Origin of the sequence: Pontibacter flavimaris, assembly GCF_001907195.1 — a bacterium.
GTDB lineage: Bacteria > Bacteroidota > Bacteroidia > Cytophagales > Hymenobacteraceae > Pontibacter > Pontibacter flavimaris.
The window spans coordinates 571700-585999 of sequence record NZ_LVWA01000004.1 but is presented as its reverse complement, the minus strand read 5'-3'; the positions used below and the strand labels follow the sequence as shown (position 1 = coordinate 585999).

General features: G+C 56.7%; 10 protein-coding genes and 1 tRNA gene. 7 read left to right on the top strand and 4 right to left on the bottom strand.

Annotated elements, in window-relative coordinates:
* Positions 1–447: 447 nt before the first annotated feature.
* Together A3841_RS07515 and A3841_RS07510 are read right to left on the bottom strand one after the other, a co-directional pair.
* Positions 448–1464, bottom strand: a complete 1017-nt coding sequence (locus A3841_RS07515; RefSeq protein WP_139307908.1) for a DUF6268 family outer membrane beta-barrel protein — start codon at positions 1462–1464, stop codon at positions 448–450.
* A gap of 78 nt (positions 1465–1542) precedes the next feature.
* The gene (locus A3841_RS07510) at positions 1543–5361 is read right to left on the bottom strand and encodes a metallophosphoesterase (RefSeq protein WP_073851676.1); all 3819 of its coding nucleotides are present in this window, start codon (positions 5359–5361) and stop codon (positions 1543–1545) included.
* A gap of 387 nt (positions 5362–5748) precedes the next feature.
* Between A3841_RS07510 and A3841_RS07505 the strand changes: the two genes are divergently transcribed.
* Entirely contained in the window at positions 5749–6951 is a 1203-nt protein-coding gene (locus tag A3841_RS07505; RefSeq protein ID WP_073851675.1) for a Pycsar system effector family protein, read from the top strand.
* A 77-nt stretch (positions 6952–7028) separates the two neighbouring features.
* Here A3841_RS07505 and A3841_RS07500 read toward each other — a convergent pair whose 3' ends face one another.
* Entirely contained in the window at positions 7029–7670 is a 642-nt protein-coding gene (locus tag A3841_RS07500; protein ID WP_073851674.1) for a trimeric intracellular cation channel family protein, read from the bottom strand.
* Between the two features lie 192 nt (positions 7671–7862).
* Here A3841_RS07500 and A3841_RS19980 point away from each other — a divergent pair, with 192 nt between their 5' ends.
* The 5 genes from A3841_RS19980 to A3841_RS07480 all read left to right on the top strand — a co-directional run bounded on the left by A3841_RS19980 (position 7863) and on the right by A3841_RS07480 (position 12501).
* Positions 7863–8162: a DUF6660 family protein gene (locus tag A3841_RS19980; protein WP_139307907.1), complete on the top strand. Its 300-nt coding sequence runs from the start codon at positions 7863–7865 to the stop codon at positions 8160–8162.
* 81 nt (positions 8163–8243) lie between these two features.
* A complete protein-coding gene (locus tag A3841_RS07495) occupies positions 8244–10430 on the top strand; it encodes a TonB-dependent receptor (RefSeq protein WP_073851673.1) in 2187 nt (728 codons plus the stop codon).
* Between the two features lie 295 nt (positions 10431–10725).
* A tRNA-Arg gene (locus A3841_RS07490) sits at positions 10726–10797 on the top strand.
* A gap of 140 nt (positions 10798–10937) precedes the next feature.
* On the top strand, positions 10938–11993 hold the full coding sequence (locus A3841_RS07485; protein WP_073851893.1) for an ArsO family NAD(P)H-dependent flavin-containing monooxygenase: 1056 nt from the start codon (positions 10938–10940) through the stop codon (positions 11991–11993).
* Positions 11994–12156: 163 nt separating this feature from the next.
* A complete protein-coding gene (locus tag A3841_RS07480; RefSeq protein WP_073851672.1) occupies positions 12157–12501 on the top strand; it encodes a hypothetical protein in 345 nt (114 codons plus the stop codon).
* A gap of 74 nt (positions 12502–12575) precedes the next feature.
* Here the strand turns inward: A3841_RS07480 and A3841_RS07475 are convergent, their stop codons facing one another.
* Complete coding sequence (locus tag A3841_RS07475; RefSeq protein ID WP_073851671.1) at positions 12576–12959, bottom strand: T9SS type A sorting domain-containing protein; 384 nt, start codon at positions 12957–12959, stop codon at positions 12576–12578.
* A 170-nt stretch (positions 12960–13129) separates the two neighbouring features.
* Here A3841_RS07475 and A3841_RS07470 point away from each other — a divergent pair, with 170 nt between their 5' ends.
* A complete protein-coding gene (locus A3841_RS07470) occupies positions 13130–14248 on the top strand; it encodes an NAD(P)/FAD-dependent oxidoreductase (protein WP_073851670.1) in 1119 nt (372 codons plus the stop codon).
* Positions 14249–14300 lie beyond the last annotated feature (52 nt).

The following is a 14300-nucleotide window of genomic DNA, read 5'->3' as shown; positions in this document are numbered from 1 at the left end:
ATCGAATTAGATCCCAGTCCTTGGGTTGAGCGCCTTGTGAGATCCGGTGCCACTAACGTGGCACCGCCCTGGCGCAGGAGGGAACACAGCGCGATGCCAAAGGACGAGCCCTCTCGGGCTTGAGAGCACCAAAGTATGATGTGCAACTGTAGGTTTGTGGGAACTACAGGATCAGCGGTAGCTACAAAGTATAGCTTGGCTCAGGTTGCAGGAAGCAGGGGGTAAAAGAGGCACAAGCGGACGCTTGCGCCAGGAAGAGGAAGAAGTATAAAAGTATAGCCAATAAGTATAAAGTATAGCTTTCAAGCCAGTCAGGTTGCAGACCCGATACCATCCGTAGGATACAAGCTTAAGTAACCTGCACCATGCAGAAGAGCAGATATAGGTTTATTGTATACTTCCACCAACATCGCAACTCAGGCATTATACTTGCCAGATGCGCCGCGCTTACTTCTGGGTAAACCTCCTTGGCGGAACCAGGAATATCTCCACGCCCACGTAGCCGGCCCCTGCCAGGTCATTGGTGATCAGCTCATCCCGGGAACCTACCTTATCGTAGAGGCGGTGCCTGTAGTACTGGCGGAAACCACCCTCCACGGCAAACCACAGAAAGTCGTAAATCTCGCGCTCCATGCGCAGCAGGCCCTTTATATCGGTCCGGCGAAACTCCAGGTCCTTGTACTCCGACAGCGGTGGCTCATTCACATACAGGTTATAGCTGGCTCCTTCCAGGCGGTAGCCGGCATAGAACAGGGTTTTCTCGTTGAGGTTGTACCTGACCCTGGCATTGGCCGGGAAAATGGACTCCACGCCCCAGCTCGGGTTGAAGGTGCGGTTGTAGAGGATGCCCGGGTATACCCGTTGCCGCCCGAACGTATAGCCCCACTGCACGCCCACCCCGATCACGTAATCCGGGCTCTTCTTCCAGCCATACGCCAAGTCAACGGTCCCCTTGAGGTAATCCGACACGTTGATGTCATCGCGGGTATAATCCCCATTAAGCTCGCCCTTTACCCGGATGAAGTAGAAGTTGCGCTGGTTCAGCGAGTGCAGGTACAGCAGCTGCGTGCCAATACTCTTCAGGTTCTTGTCCTCCAGGTAGCGGTACAGCGGGTAAGAGGTCGGGGTGAGGCCGTCGAAGTTAAACTCCTCCAGCTCGTAGTTGAAGCCGATCACGAGCTTGTTCTGCGGCTTGTTCATGAGCGGGGCGTAAGCCTTCACGGCGAACTTGTTGTGCCGTTCCACGCGGCCCGACCCGTCGCCTATCCTGGGGTCATCCGACTTTGAGTCGATGTCGAAGCCGGGGAGGCGCTCGTAGCGGATCTCCACGCCCTGGGATTTGCCCATGCCGCGCACGCCCGGAGAGGCAAATTCCTCCAGTATCTCTGTCTCAGAGGCTACCTGCGCCTGGGCCACAAAAAAAGGCAGCATTAAAAGTATGGTCAGTAAATTCTTAATCTTCATAGTTTTGGAGTTTATCGTATGGGGCATTCGATGGAGGCTGCCCTGGCCTCAGGTTTATACTTCCAATTCAGGTTTGAGTTAGAAAAAGAAGCCGAATTTCAACATCCACAGGTCATCATCGTCGTCATCGCCTACCGAGTAGGTGAGTGAGAGCACCGTGCGGTTGAGCAGGTCTACCCACACGCCGCCGCCATAGCCCATGTGCAGCCCCCGGAAGAAGGCGCCCTCCGGCTCCCCGTCATAATATACCCTGCCGGCATCCACATGGCCCAGCACACCCAGCTTGCCCGGCGTTAAGTATAGGTTATAGTCGAGCAGGTGCAGGCGGCCCTCGCCGTTGGCGTATACGCTGCTGCGCCCGGCATAGCGCGTGCGGCGGTAGCCACGCAGGTTCTCGGTGCCGCCCAGCGTGTTGGCTTGGTAAAAGCGGTAATCGCCTATGTTGCGCGCCGCCCCAAAACGGCCCGACCAGGTAAGCTTAAACGGGAAGTTCGGGGTGAGGTAAAAACGGAACTCGGTGCTGAGGTTAGCGAAGTGGAGCTGCTCGGCCCCCAGCTGGTGGTTGTAGCTGACGGCGTTGTACCAGCGCATGCCGATGCGCGGGTTGGCCTCGGTGCTGCCGCTGCCCAGTACCTCCAGGTTAAAGAAGGCCTTCGCCCCCAGGTAATGCTGCACCTCAAATTCCCCTGCCTCGATGTTGTACGTACCCTTTTCCAGCTGCCCCGCCCGCGCCTGGTCCACCAGAAAGTTCTCTCCCTCCGGATCCTCCACCCTGAACCGGTCATACGTCGGGCCAATACCGATCTTCACAAAGGCGAACGGCTCCCTGTAGAGCAACGCGCTCAGCGAGAGGCGCTCGTAGCGCACGCGGTAGTAGCTATTGTCCAGGTCAGGTGATTTCCGGGAGTTGTTGCCCAGCCCGTAGAAGTTGCGCTGGAACTGCGGCCCCTGCAGGTGCGCGTTCAGGCCCAGGTGCCAGAAGCCCAGCACCTGCCGCACATCGCCGGTATACCTTAGGTTGTAGGAACTGGTACGGAGGGCGTAGTTGGCCTCCAGCAGGTGCTGCGCGGCATAGGGGCTTTTGCGGAACTGCTGCGTGCGCCAAAGTATGCCTGCGCCCAGAAACACACCGTCCTCCACGTTATACTCGGCCGAGAGGCGCGGCCCCACATAGGGCAGTTTGTAGTTGTCGCGGTCGTAGAGGTTGACCTCCTCATCCGGCACGGTCTTATCCTTTGTCTCGCTGCTGAAGGTAAACTGGTTGCCCTGCTCGGTGTCATACACTACCGTGTGCTTCTTCAGGCCGCGCACGCTCGAGCTGTCGGTGATGATGTCTTCGTCCTGGCCGCCGATAATGCGCACCAGGATACTTTTGTTCACGTCGCCGGAAAGTATGAATTCATCCCGGCCACCCAGGCCGTAGATGCGCACCTCCTTGGTCTCGTCTGTCAGGAAGGTGCGGTTGTAGATCTCGGTGCGCAGCTCCCCCTCCTTGCTGGTCTTGTACCCGATCACCTGCAGCTGCTCGTCGTTCAGGCGGTTGATGAGGAAGCGCTCGTGCTTGTTGCTGCCCATGATGTCCACGTACTGCGCCAGGAAGTCGTAGTACTCGGCGGCGGCCTTCGGCAGTTGCTCGCGCCTGGCCTTCAGCTTGGCTGTTATCTCCGGGGCCGACAGTTCACGAATGGACTCGGGCCACTCCTGCACCGCCCGTTCAATCACCTCGTCGGTTATACTTCGGCGGATGTCCTCGGCTATCTGTAACCACTCCTCGCGGGTAACCTTGGAAGTAAGGGTGCGGTCCAGTGTGATGCCGCTCAGGTTCAGGCCCACCACATCCTCCATATCGTAGCCAAAGTTCTGGATGTTGCGGATGCCCCACTTGCGCGTTACCAGCCACGGCAGCACCCCGTCTGCTTTGAAGAAAGCCTGGTCGCGGTCCTCGGGCACGGGGGTGTACAAGTTCCCCTTGTCGGGCTTATCCTCCTCTACCCAGCGCCACTGTCCCTCATGCCGGTCCCAGTCGCCGATGAGCATGTCGAAGAGGCGCGCCCGCACGTACTCGCGCTGGTCCACCTCGTGGTCGTTATCCTCCATCAGCTCGTCGAGCACCTTGTCGGTTCCCACCAGGTTTTTGGCATAGCCCAGGCTGGCTGTCTTCTCGTGGTTCTCGTCGGCGTCCTCCTCCAGATAGGCCAGCGTGTTGCTGAACTCATCCTGGTACTGGCGCAGGTAAGGCGTGTTGGGGATGTAGACCAGTTCCGGGTTGGTGTGGTACACACCGGCGGCATCAGCCAGGGGTGGAATGATGAGGGCGCCATAGGGGTGTTGCGCCGATATCTGGTCCTGCAGCAGGGTGCGGGCGGCGGTCTCGCGCAGGTAGGGCGGCAGCGACATGGTCGGGTCCTTGTCCACGGTGCGCAGGCTGTACTCGGTGGCTTCGGGGGTTCTTACCTTCAGCGCTGCGGTCTGCTTTCCGCCGCCCTTCTGGTAAGGCGTAAGCCCGCCCTGCTCGTTTTTCATATCCAGCAGCGGCACCTCTACGGGCGTGGCCCACTCCTCGCGATAGTGCTGGCCCAGCAGTTTTCGCCGCAGCCCTCCGCTGCGGTAGTTGGGGTTGGCAGCCAGGGTGATGGTGCTATCGGCATAATTGGTATTGTCTCGCGGCCGCTCGCGCTCCTTGCGCGGCTTCTTGGAGTAGAGCAGCGTGCGGTACGTAATCTTGCCCGTCTCGCCCTTGCCTTCCGGCGCCCAGAACTCGGCCCATACTTCCCCGTTCTCGTGGTAAGTTGTTTTTACAAAGCCCTTTACCTTTTGGGCATAATCGGCAACGCCGGGCTTCACGTAGTCGGTCTTGCAGCCCGAGCCGCTCACGATGTGCGCCAGGTTGTTATACTTGAAGTACTGCAGCGCGTGCTCGTGGCCCGCAGCATACACAATGTTATCATACTTGTTGAAGATATCCATCAGGCCCTGGATGTAGGCCTGGTAGCGCGGGTGCGGAACGTCCTGCAGGATGCCGCCATACTTGCGGGCGAAGGGGTAAATGGAACCGATGACCGGCAGCGGCAGGTACATCCAGTTGCGGAGCATGGTGAGCGGAAAAACGTGATCGCGAAGGGTAAAGAAGCCGCCGTGCTCGCCGCGCGTCATCAGGGGGTGGTGGGCCACGATGAGGATATCGCTGCCGCTGTTCTTCTCGATGATGTCCTCCAGCTTTAGCAGCATCTCGCCCTCGGTGGCCGACTCGCAGTTGCTGTTGTCGCCGTAGGGCCTGTCGAAGGGATGCAGCCACCACTCCGAGTCCAGGGCGATCATCACCAGGTCATCGCTCAGCTTCACTTCATAGGGGCCGGGGCAGCCGTTGCCGGGCACGTAAAAATCACCGCCCACTACGATGTTCTCCTCCGTCAGGTAATCGTTCACGAAGCGCTGCTCGCGCATCACGTACTCCAGGCCACCGCGGCCGCTGTGGTTCCAGTCGTGGTTGCCGGGGATCATGTACTTTTCGCCGGGGTAGCCTTTCAGGATGTCTAGTTGGTCTTTCAGGCGCCTCTCCGACTCCTCGCGGTCATACCGCCCCTCGGGCGGCAGGCCGTTCATGTACACGTTATCGCCCAGGAAAACGGTGGTGCTGCTCTCCCCGGTCTCCATCATCATTTTGCGCATCAGCTGCAGCGAGGGCTCGCCCTTTGGGTCGGGTGCGCCCACATCCCCGATCAGGAACACGGTGTAAAGTACGTCGTTGTCAGGGGCAGGTGTCTCCTGTTCCCAGGTCAGGGCTTCGCTGCTATATTGTGGTTCTGTGGAGATACAGGCTGAGAGAAGCAGGCTCAGCAACACACACCACCCGTGGCGCACCAACAGCCGTTGTGTATGCTGTAATGGTTTGATCATAGTTTTGTTGGCTTAGTATACCTGCCGTGAGTCACCCACTGCTGCGTTTACCGCCTGGCGGATGCCCCGCAAAGTATAGCAGTACGTACGGGTGTAGCCAGAGGAGGGATTAGGCGCGGGCGTTTTCTCTCCCAAAGCACCTGCATCACTCTCCTCATTCGCAGTGGCGCCACCGGGGCGGCAGAACTGGAATTCATAAACGAGGCGGTGCCGCTTTTAGTTGTTGGCCTGCCAATTACTGCCTGATACCCCCGCCGTTACTGTTTTTCACTAACAAAATGCTGGTTTTACCGTAACCGCAGATGACCATGTGCCACACACCATGCACCTGCCGCCGGGCTCCCCTTTGTCGCTTTTTGCGTGCCTGGCGCTGCTACAAAACCAATTATGGAAGACCAGACAATTATTAAGCAAGCCGGGGAGTATGTCTTCAGGCTTTTTAAGGATAGGCTCTCGAGAAAGCTCGTTTATCATAACTACAAACATACCTTTGAGACGGTAGCCGAGGCACAGGACCTGGGCAAGCGCAGCAACCTGGCAGAAGACAAGCTGCAGGACCTGGCGCTGGCCGCCTGGTTTCATGACACCGGCTATGTGAACACCTACGACGGGCACGAGACGGAAAGCGTGCTGATCGCCACTGAGTGGCTGCAGGAGAGGCAGCATCCCCAGGAGCGTATTCATCGGGTCACGGAGATGATCATGGCCACCAAGCACGACCAGGAGCCCGAGACGCTGCTGCAGGAGCTGCTGGTGGATGCCGACATGGCCAACATTGGCAAAGACACGTTTTTCGCCACGGCTGAGCTGCTGCGCGTGGAGTGGGAGATCTTCCAGGATAAATTCTTTACCGACAGCGAGTGGGAGCAGTTCCAGATGGACTTCCTGCTCTCCACCACCTTCCATACCAACCAGGCGCAGCGCAAGTTCGCCTCGCAGCTGGGGCTGAACATACAGGAGCAGCGCAGCCGCCTGAGCAAGGAGATAGAGAAGCAGAAAAAGGAGGAGAAGAAGAGCCACAAAACGCTGGCACAGCCCAAGCGCGGCATCGAGACGATGTTCCGCAATACCTACCGCACGCACCTGAATCTGAGCGCCATCGCCGACAATAAGGCCAACATGATGATCAGCCTCAACGCCATCATTATCTCGGTGATCATCACGTATCTCAGTGCCAAAACCTCCACCGTCGGCACCGACTACACCACGCACCGCACCTTCCTTATCCCGATCAGCATTCTGCTGCTCACCACGCTGGGCTCCGTTATCTTCGCCATTATCTCGGCGCAGCCGGAGGTAACCAGCTTCACGTTCAAGAAAAAGAAGAACCAGAAGCTGGACACGCGCAACGTAAACCTGCTGTTTTTCGGCAACTTCACCAACCTGCCGCTGGATGAGTTCCAGCAAGGCATGCACGACATCATGCGCGACAAGAAATCGCTCTACAACAACATGATCACCGACATTTATTACCTGGGCGAGGTGCTGGACCGCAAGTATAAGATCCTGCGCGTTTCCTATACTATCTTTATGGTGGGGCTGGTGCTTACCGTGATGGGCTTTGTTTTTGCCGTAGCCACCGCCTCCTGACGCCGCCCCTCCAAAGTATAAAGTATAAAGCCAGCGGCTATACTTTATACTTTGGCATGCCGCTTACTGTCGGTGCGCTACCCCTTCTTCTGCGTATTGTCCAGGTTAAGAAGCGGCAGTTGTATATGGAGCTTCACGGCCATCACCCTGATGGCAATCACTGTCAGCACAGCGGCGACCTCGGTAACGGCGGGCGGGAGGCTAAGCTGGTAGCACACGAAATAGGCGAAGCCGCCGGCGATGCAGGCAAGGGCGTAGATGTCTTTCCGAAACAGCAACGGCACCTCGTTGAGCAGCACGTCCCGGATAACGCCGCCCACCGATCCCGTAATGGCGCCCATCAGGATACAGACCCAGAAGGGCAGGCCCGCATCAAGGCTTTTACCGATGCCCACAATAGTGAACAGCCCAAGACCGATGGCATCGAACAGGAATAGGGTGATGCCCCACCGCAGCAGGCTGTTTTTAAAAAGTATGGCTGCCAGAAACGCAACCCCCGTCGTGATCAGGTAGGACGCATCCGTCATCCAGAAAGGGGTGACGTCCAGCAGCAGGTCCCTGGTTGTGCCGCCGCCAATAGCCGTGACCAGCCCGATGATGTAGGCCCCAAACCAGTCGATATCCTTACCGGAAGCCAGCCTGATACCACTTGCCGCAAAGGCGAATGTCCCTAACAGGTCCAGGACATCTGTAAAATCTATTCCGGAGATAATCACCATACTTCTGTCTCTAATCGGTTTTGGCAGCCAGTGCTGCTTTCAGGTTGGGAAGTTAGCCAACGTTTTTAATTGAATCGTATGCTTTTTGAGAACTTTGGTGCTGAAGTATAAAACTTTAAAAATTGCTCCAGCCAACGGCTCCTTAAAGTATAATAGTTTGTAGGTTCAGACCACAGGCGTTACTTTTGGGGTGTGAAGGTAGTGACAGTCATACTAGCCCTGTTAACGATGGTGCTCTCGGTTTCCCCCTGCTGCGCCTCAGATAACTGCGCCACCGAGGTCAGTACCGGGCAAACGGACCGCCATGAGGACGAGGCAAACGCCTGTTCTCCCTTTTACAGTTGCTCCTCCTGCATTGGTTTCACGTTGGCAGCTACCACCATGGAAGCAGCTTCGCTTATTTCCCCGAAACACAGCCTGTTTGCAGAATTCAGGCAAGGGCACGTTCCTCAGTTTTACCATACCATCTGGCAGCCTCCCCGGCTAAGCTAATGCCACAAGCGCGACTTTGTCACTTTTTAAAGCGATGTCTTTTATCGCACTTACCTTTATTTTAGCATTAGATAAACCAGAATGAAGAAATACATCATTGTATTGCTCATCCTACTGAGCAGCACTGTGGCCTATAGCCAGCATACTTTAAAAGCCGTCATCCGGGATAGTGAGACAGCGCAACCGCTGATCGGGGCGACCGCCTCCGTGGAGGGAACAACGCTGGGCGCAAGCTCCGATGCCGCCGGCGAGCTTGAGCTAAGGGGCATCCCTGGAGGAAGGCAGGTTATCCGGTTCAGCTATATCGGATACGAAGACAGGCTCGACACCCTGCTCTTTCCGCTTGCCCAGGAAACACCGCTTACCGTTTTACTGGCGCCGGGCGGCGAGGAACTCGAAGAAGTGGTGGTGACCACCACACGCAGCAGCCGGACCATTGAAGACATCCCGACCCGGATGGAGGCCATTACGCTGGAAGAACTGGGCGAGAAAGCGAACATGAAGCCGGGAGACATCCGGATGCTCCTGAGCGAAAGCACCGGCATCCAGACACAGCAGACCTCGGCCACCAGCGCCAACGCCAACATCCGCATCCAAGGCCTGGATGGCCGCTACACGCAGATCCTGCAGGACGGCTTCCCGCTCTACTCCGGTTTCTCCAGCGGCCTGAGCATCATGCAGATCCCACCGCTCAACCTGTACCAGGTGGAGGTGATCAAGGGCAGTTCTTCCACGCTGTATGGCGGGGGCGCTATCGCGGGGCTTGTCAACCTGATCACCAAAAAACCGACGGAGGAAGGGGAGCTCAGCGTGATGGCCAACCTGACCAGCGCCAACGGGCTTGACCTGAGCGGCTTTTACGGCAAGCGGTTCGGGAATTTCGGTGTGACGGTGTTTGCCTCCAGAAACGCGAACCAGGCTTACGACCCGGCCGACATCGGCTTTTCCGCCATCCCGGAGTTTGAGCGCTACACTGCCAACCCCACCGTTTATTTCTACCCGAGCGAGCGCACGCAGCTTTCCCTGGGTTTGAATGCCTCTACAGAAGAGCGCCTGGGCGGTGATATGCGCTATATAGATGGGGAGGAAGGTGATTTATACTTTGAGCAGAACAACACGGAGCGACTGTCCACCCAGTTCAGCCTGGAGCACCGGCTGTCAGAAAAGGCGCTGCTATCGGTCAAAAATAGTCTGAGCTTCTTTAACCGGGACATCGCGGTGCCCGGTTATGGCTTTGAAGGAAAGCAGACCGCCAGTTTCAGCGAAGCGGCCTACAGCCTTACCGGCGAGAAGCATGACTGGGTGCTGGGCGCCAACCTTTGGACGGACGATTTCTCGGAGCGGAGTGCCGATGCTGTTGGGGCAAGGGATTATGACCATACTATCATCGGCGCCTTTGCGCAGAACACGTTTTCGCCGGCAGAGTGGTTCGTGCTGGAGTCCGGTTTGAGAACCGACTACGTAACGCCTTCGCCTGCGAATAAGAGCAAAGGGCTTTTTGTACTGCCAAGGGTCTCGGCCCTGTTCAAGGTAAGCGATCGCCTGACTTCCCGAATCGGCGGTGGCATGGGCTACAAAACACCCACCATCTTCACCCAGGAGGCAGAGGACATTACGTTCCGCAACATCCTTCCGCTCAATATCAGCCAAACCGAGGCAGAAACTTCCATTGGCGGTAATGCTGATGTGAACTTCAGCACCCTTATCGGGGAGGACGTCACCTTCAGCATCAACCACATGTTCTTTTACACCTACCTCCGCGACCCGCTTATCCTTACGCTGCGCCCCGACAACCTGTATGAGTTCCGGAATGCCAACGGGCACGTGGATACAAAGGGCGTGGAGACCAACATGAAGTTCGGCTACGAATGGGTAAAGCTGTTCCTGGGTTATACCTACACCGATGCCAGGCAACATTACAACGGGGAGGTGAACGACATGCCGCTCACGCCCAAGCACCGGGTAAACACGGTCCTGATGCTGGAAAAGGAAGACAACTTCCGCATCGGCCTGGAAGCCTACTATTTCAGTCCGCAACGGCTGACCGATGGTAGCAGGGGGCGCGATTACTGGATAAACGGGGTGATGCTAGAGAAAATGTTTGAGCGGTTTTCCCTGTTCCTCAACTTCGAGAACATCTTCGACACCCGGCAGAGCAAGTTTGGCAGCATTTACAGCGGCAGCATGCAAAACCCGTCGTTCCATGAGATTTACGCGCCAGTGGATGGCCGTGTCATAAACGGGGGGGTAAAGCTGAACCTCCTGTAAGCATGGTCGATGGGAAGATAGCGAGACTTTGTGCTTGTTGTAAGGAGAGCAAACAGTATCCTGAAAAATGGCGGAGCAGCTTCACTTTTACGGCTGTTCTGCCTCAGCTTATTCTGCCAATAGTACCTGTTTATACTTTACACGTACTACAGCTTTGTATGATGTGCTCAGAAAAGCTATCTTTGCTCGTCCGAAATTAAAAGCAGCTATGGCAGTGTAAGCCAACGTGTGGTGCCTCTTACGTAAACGGGCCCGAATTGCCCTGGAAAGCATGCACAAAGCCGCTCACGATCAAGGCCCTGTAGTTCAATGGATAGAATAGGAGTTTCCTAAACTTTAGATAGCAGTTCGATTCTGCTCGGGGCCACTAACCCCCTCTGTGTTGAGCAGAGGGGGTTTTTATTTTATCCTCTCCCCGGAAAACCCAAGGCAAATCACCGGAAAGTATGTACCTTAAACCAGCACGACAAGCATTGCTGCACCAGAATGCGGCAGGCACTGAAACGCATGACATACGACCTCATCATCATAGGCGGCGGGCAGAGCGCTTTGGCCTGTGCCTACTTCCTGCGCAGAACCGGCCTGAACTACCTGCTACTTGACAACCAGGAGGCGGCCGGCGGGGCCTGGCAGCATGCCTGGGACTCCCTCACCCTTTTCTCTCCCTCTGACCACAGCTCACTGCCCGGTTGGCTGATGCCAAAGTCGCGGCAGAACTTTCCTGCCCGAGAGGAGGTGATCAGCTACCTGCGCCAGTACGAGGAGCGCTACGGGTTACCGGTGAAGCGGCCGGTACAGGTGCAGACAGTGCAGCGCGGGCAGAACGGCGACTTCATACTTCAGACCACAGACGGGACCTACCGAACCAAGGCAGTGATAAGCGCCACCGGCACCTGGCAGAAGCCATACTTGCCGCCCATATCCGGCCGCGACAGCTTTAAAGGGCTGCAACTGCACTCCTCAAAGTATAAGAACCCGGAACCGCTGCGGGGCAAGAGGGTGCTGGTGGTAGGCGAGGGAAACTCAGGCGCACAGATTCTGGCGGAGGCATCAGAGGTGGCAGAAACTGTCTGGGCCACCAGCGCCGCGCCGCGCTTCCTGCCCGACGATGTGGACGGGCGTGTGCTGTTTGATGTGGCGTCGGCCAAGTACTACGCCCAGAAAGAAGGCCGTGCGTTTAAGGCTGAGAACCTGAACCTGGGCAACATCGTGATGGTGCCGCCGGTAAAAGCCGCACGCGAGCGCAACGTGCTGCATGCAGTTCACACATTTAAGGCCATGGACGAGCACGGTGTAATCTGGCAGGATGGCAGCCATGGGCAGTTCGACGCCGTTATCTGGTGCACCGGTTTCCGCCCCGCCCTGGACCACTTGGCTCCGCTGGGCATTCTTACCGGGGAAGGCAAAGTGCTTACCGATGGCACCAGGGCCGTAAACTGCCCCGCCCTGTGGCTGGTAGGCTACGGCAACTGGACAGGCTTTGCCTCCGCCACACTTATTGGGGTGGGCCGCTCGGCCAGGGAGACGGTGAAGCAGGTGCAGGATTACCTGGCGGAAGGGTAACTCCCCGCGGCTATACTTTTATACTTCGGGTGATCTGAGGGAGTTGTGCGTCACAGGTCTGCTAACAAAGTATAAAACAGTGATCCTAACACTATTATCAGGCTTTTGTAACTTTATAGCCAGAATCGCATATATACAACCAAGTATACTCTTTCCGTCACCCATGAAACTATTGCTCCTCATCACCCTCGCCGTTTTTTGCCTGAGCGCCTGCTCCGGCAAGACCGACCACGTGCAGAACGAGGAGCGGGCCACCGTAGCCAGTGAAACAGGCCAGCCGGCCCCGCTGCCGGCCGACGTCATCTATAGCACCAAGCCGCTCATCAGCGGCAAACTCTACAGCCAGCCCGACTTTGAGGCGCCCTCCGTCGCGTACTTCGACACCACGCAGCAAATTCACATTCTCGACACCACCCACGCCATGTTCGCCAAGGCCCGCATCCGGCAGGACACCATGCAGTACACCGGCTTTGTGCCAAAAACCATACTTCCGGAGCAAAAGCCATAGCTATACTTGTGGGCAGAAAAAAACGGCTACCCTTTTGCAAGAGCAGCCGCTGCTGTATATCGTAATTCCTGTTGCTATTTTATCACCACACGCCGTACGGCACTGTAGTTATCCGCCTCCAGCTTTACATAGTATAAGCCCTTGGCATGGCGGTCCAGGTTTATAGTTTTGGAAATAGTGGGCTCGGTGCGATTTATTGTTTCGCGGTAAATCTCGTTCCCGATCACGTTGAGGATGGTCAGCTCCACTTCCTGCGCCTCCAGGTTAGAAATAGAGATGGTGAACACGCCATTGCTGGGGTTCGGGTAAATGGCCACATCCTCGTCCTGCTGCAGCCCGAGCGGGTTTTTATCTGCGTGTGCCTGCTGCGCCTCCTGCACCTGCACAGGGGGGGTAGCCTGCGCCTGCACAAACAGCACAGTGAAACATGTAAATAGAGAAAGTATAATTTGTTTCATATAAATCGGTTATCGAAATTCTTTACGTAAAGTATAAGACAAAAGTCGTTCCAATATTAAAAACGCTAGCCCTATTTTTTTGTTCGTCGTTATACCCCCTAAAATAAGGATGTTCACTAAATATACACCTGCAAAGTTGGACAAAATTTATTCCTTAAAGAACTAAAGGCTTGATAAAAAAAGATGTACTGGTGATTGGCGGTGGGCTGGCCGGCTTGGTAAGCGCCCTGGGGCTGGCAAGGGCCGGGCTGCAGGTGGTGCTCGTCGAGAAAAAGGCTTACCCGTTCCATAAGGTGTGTGGGGAGTATATCTCAAACGAGGCGCTGCCTTACCTGTGCCAGATCGGCGCCCAAATCAGCACACTCAGCCCTGCCAACATCAGCCGCTTCATGCTTACATCCCCCACCGGCAACGCACTGCAGGCAAAATTGGATTTAGGCGGCTTCGGCTTGAGCCGCTACACCTTTGATAACTACCTTTTTGAGCTGGCACAGCAGCAGGGCGTGCAGTTTGTGCTGCAGCAAACGGTGCAGGAAATAAATTTTAGCAACGACGAATTCACCGCCTCCCTGTCGGGTGGGAAAAGTATAAATGCCCGGGTAGCCATCGGGGCCTTCGGCAAGCGCTCCAATCTGGACCGCCAGCTGCAGCGCAGCTTCTTCCGGGCACGCTCGCCCTACATCGGGGTGAAGTACCACGTCAGGTATGATTTCCCGCGCGACCTGATCGCCCTGCATAACTTTACCGACGGCTATGCCGGCACCTCGGCCATTGAGGACGGCAAGTACTGCCTCTGTTACCTCACCACCCGCGACAACCTGAAAAAGCACGGCTCCATACCCGCCATGGAACGGGCCATACTTTACCGCAACCCGCACCTGCGCCGCATCTTTACCGAGGCCGAGTTCCTGTACCCGCAGCCCGAAGTCATCAACGAGATCTCCTTCTCCACCAAAACCTGCGTGGAAAACCACATGCTGCTGTGCGGCGATGCGGCCGGCATGATCACGCCGCTCTGCGGCAACGGCATGGCCATGGCCATACATGCTGCCAAAATAGCCACCAACCAGGTGCTTTTATACTTTGGCGGCCACCTGACGCGGCAGGAGCTGGAGCAGCGGTATACCTTGGCCTGGAAAAAGCGGTTTGCAGGCCGCCTGCGCCTGGGCCGCACGGTGCAGCAGCTGTTTGGCGGCCCGCTGCTTTCGGAGGCGGCGGTGGGGCTGCTGAAACTGGCGCCGCCTGCTCTGCAGCTGATCATGCGGGAAACGCACGGCCGCCCTTTCTGAGCTTGCCCATATCCTATAGCCAGCCGCTTCCGTACTAAACTAGCGTGTCTCG

Coding starts and splice junctions, on each gene's coding strand:
- A3841_RS07515 (WP_139307908.1), bottom strand. CDS start 1,464: ATGAAGATTAAGAATTTACTGACCATACTTTTAATGCTGCCTTTTTTT.
- A3841_RS07510 (WP_073851676.1), bottom strand. CDS start 5,361: ATGATCAAACCATTACAGCATACACAACGGCTGTTGGTGCGCCACGGG.
- A3841_RS07505 (WP_073851675.1), top strand. CDS start 5,749: ATGGAAGACCAGACAATTATTAAGCAAGCCGGGGAGTATGTCTTCAGG.
- A3841_RS07500 (WP_073851674.1), bottom strand. CDS start 7,670: ATGGTGATTATCTCCGGAATAGATTTTACAGATGTCCTGGACCTGTTA.
- A3841_RS07495 (WP_073851673.1), top strand. CDS start 8,244: ATGAAGAAATACATCATTGTATTGCTCATCCTACTGAGCAGCACTGTG.
- A3841_RS07485 (WP_073851893.1), top strand. CDS start 10,938: ATGACATACGACCTCATCATCATAGGCGGCGGGCAGAGCGCTTTGGCC.
- A3841_RS07480 (WP_073851672.1), top strand. CDS start 12,157: ATGAAACTATTGCTCCTCATCACCCTCGCCGTTTTTTGCCTGAGCGCC.
- A3841_RS07475 (WP_073851671.1), bottom strand. CDS start 12,959: ATGAAACAAATTATACTTTCTCTATTTACATGTTTCACTGTGCTGTTT.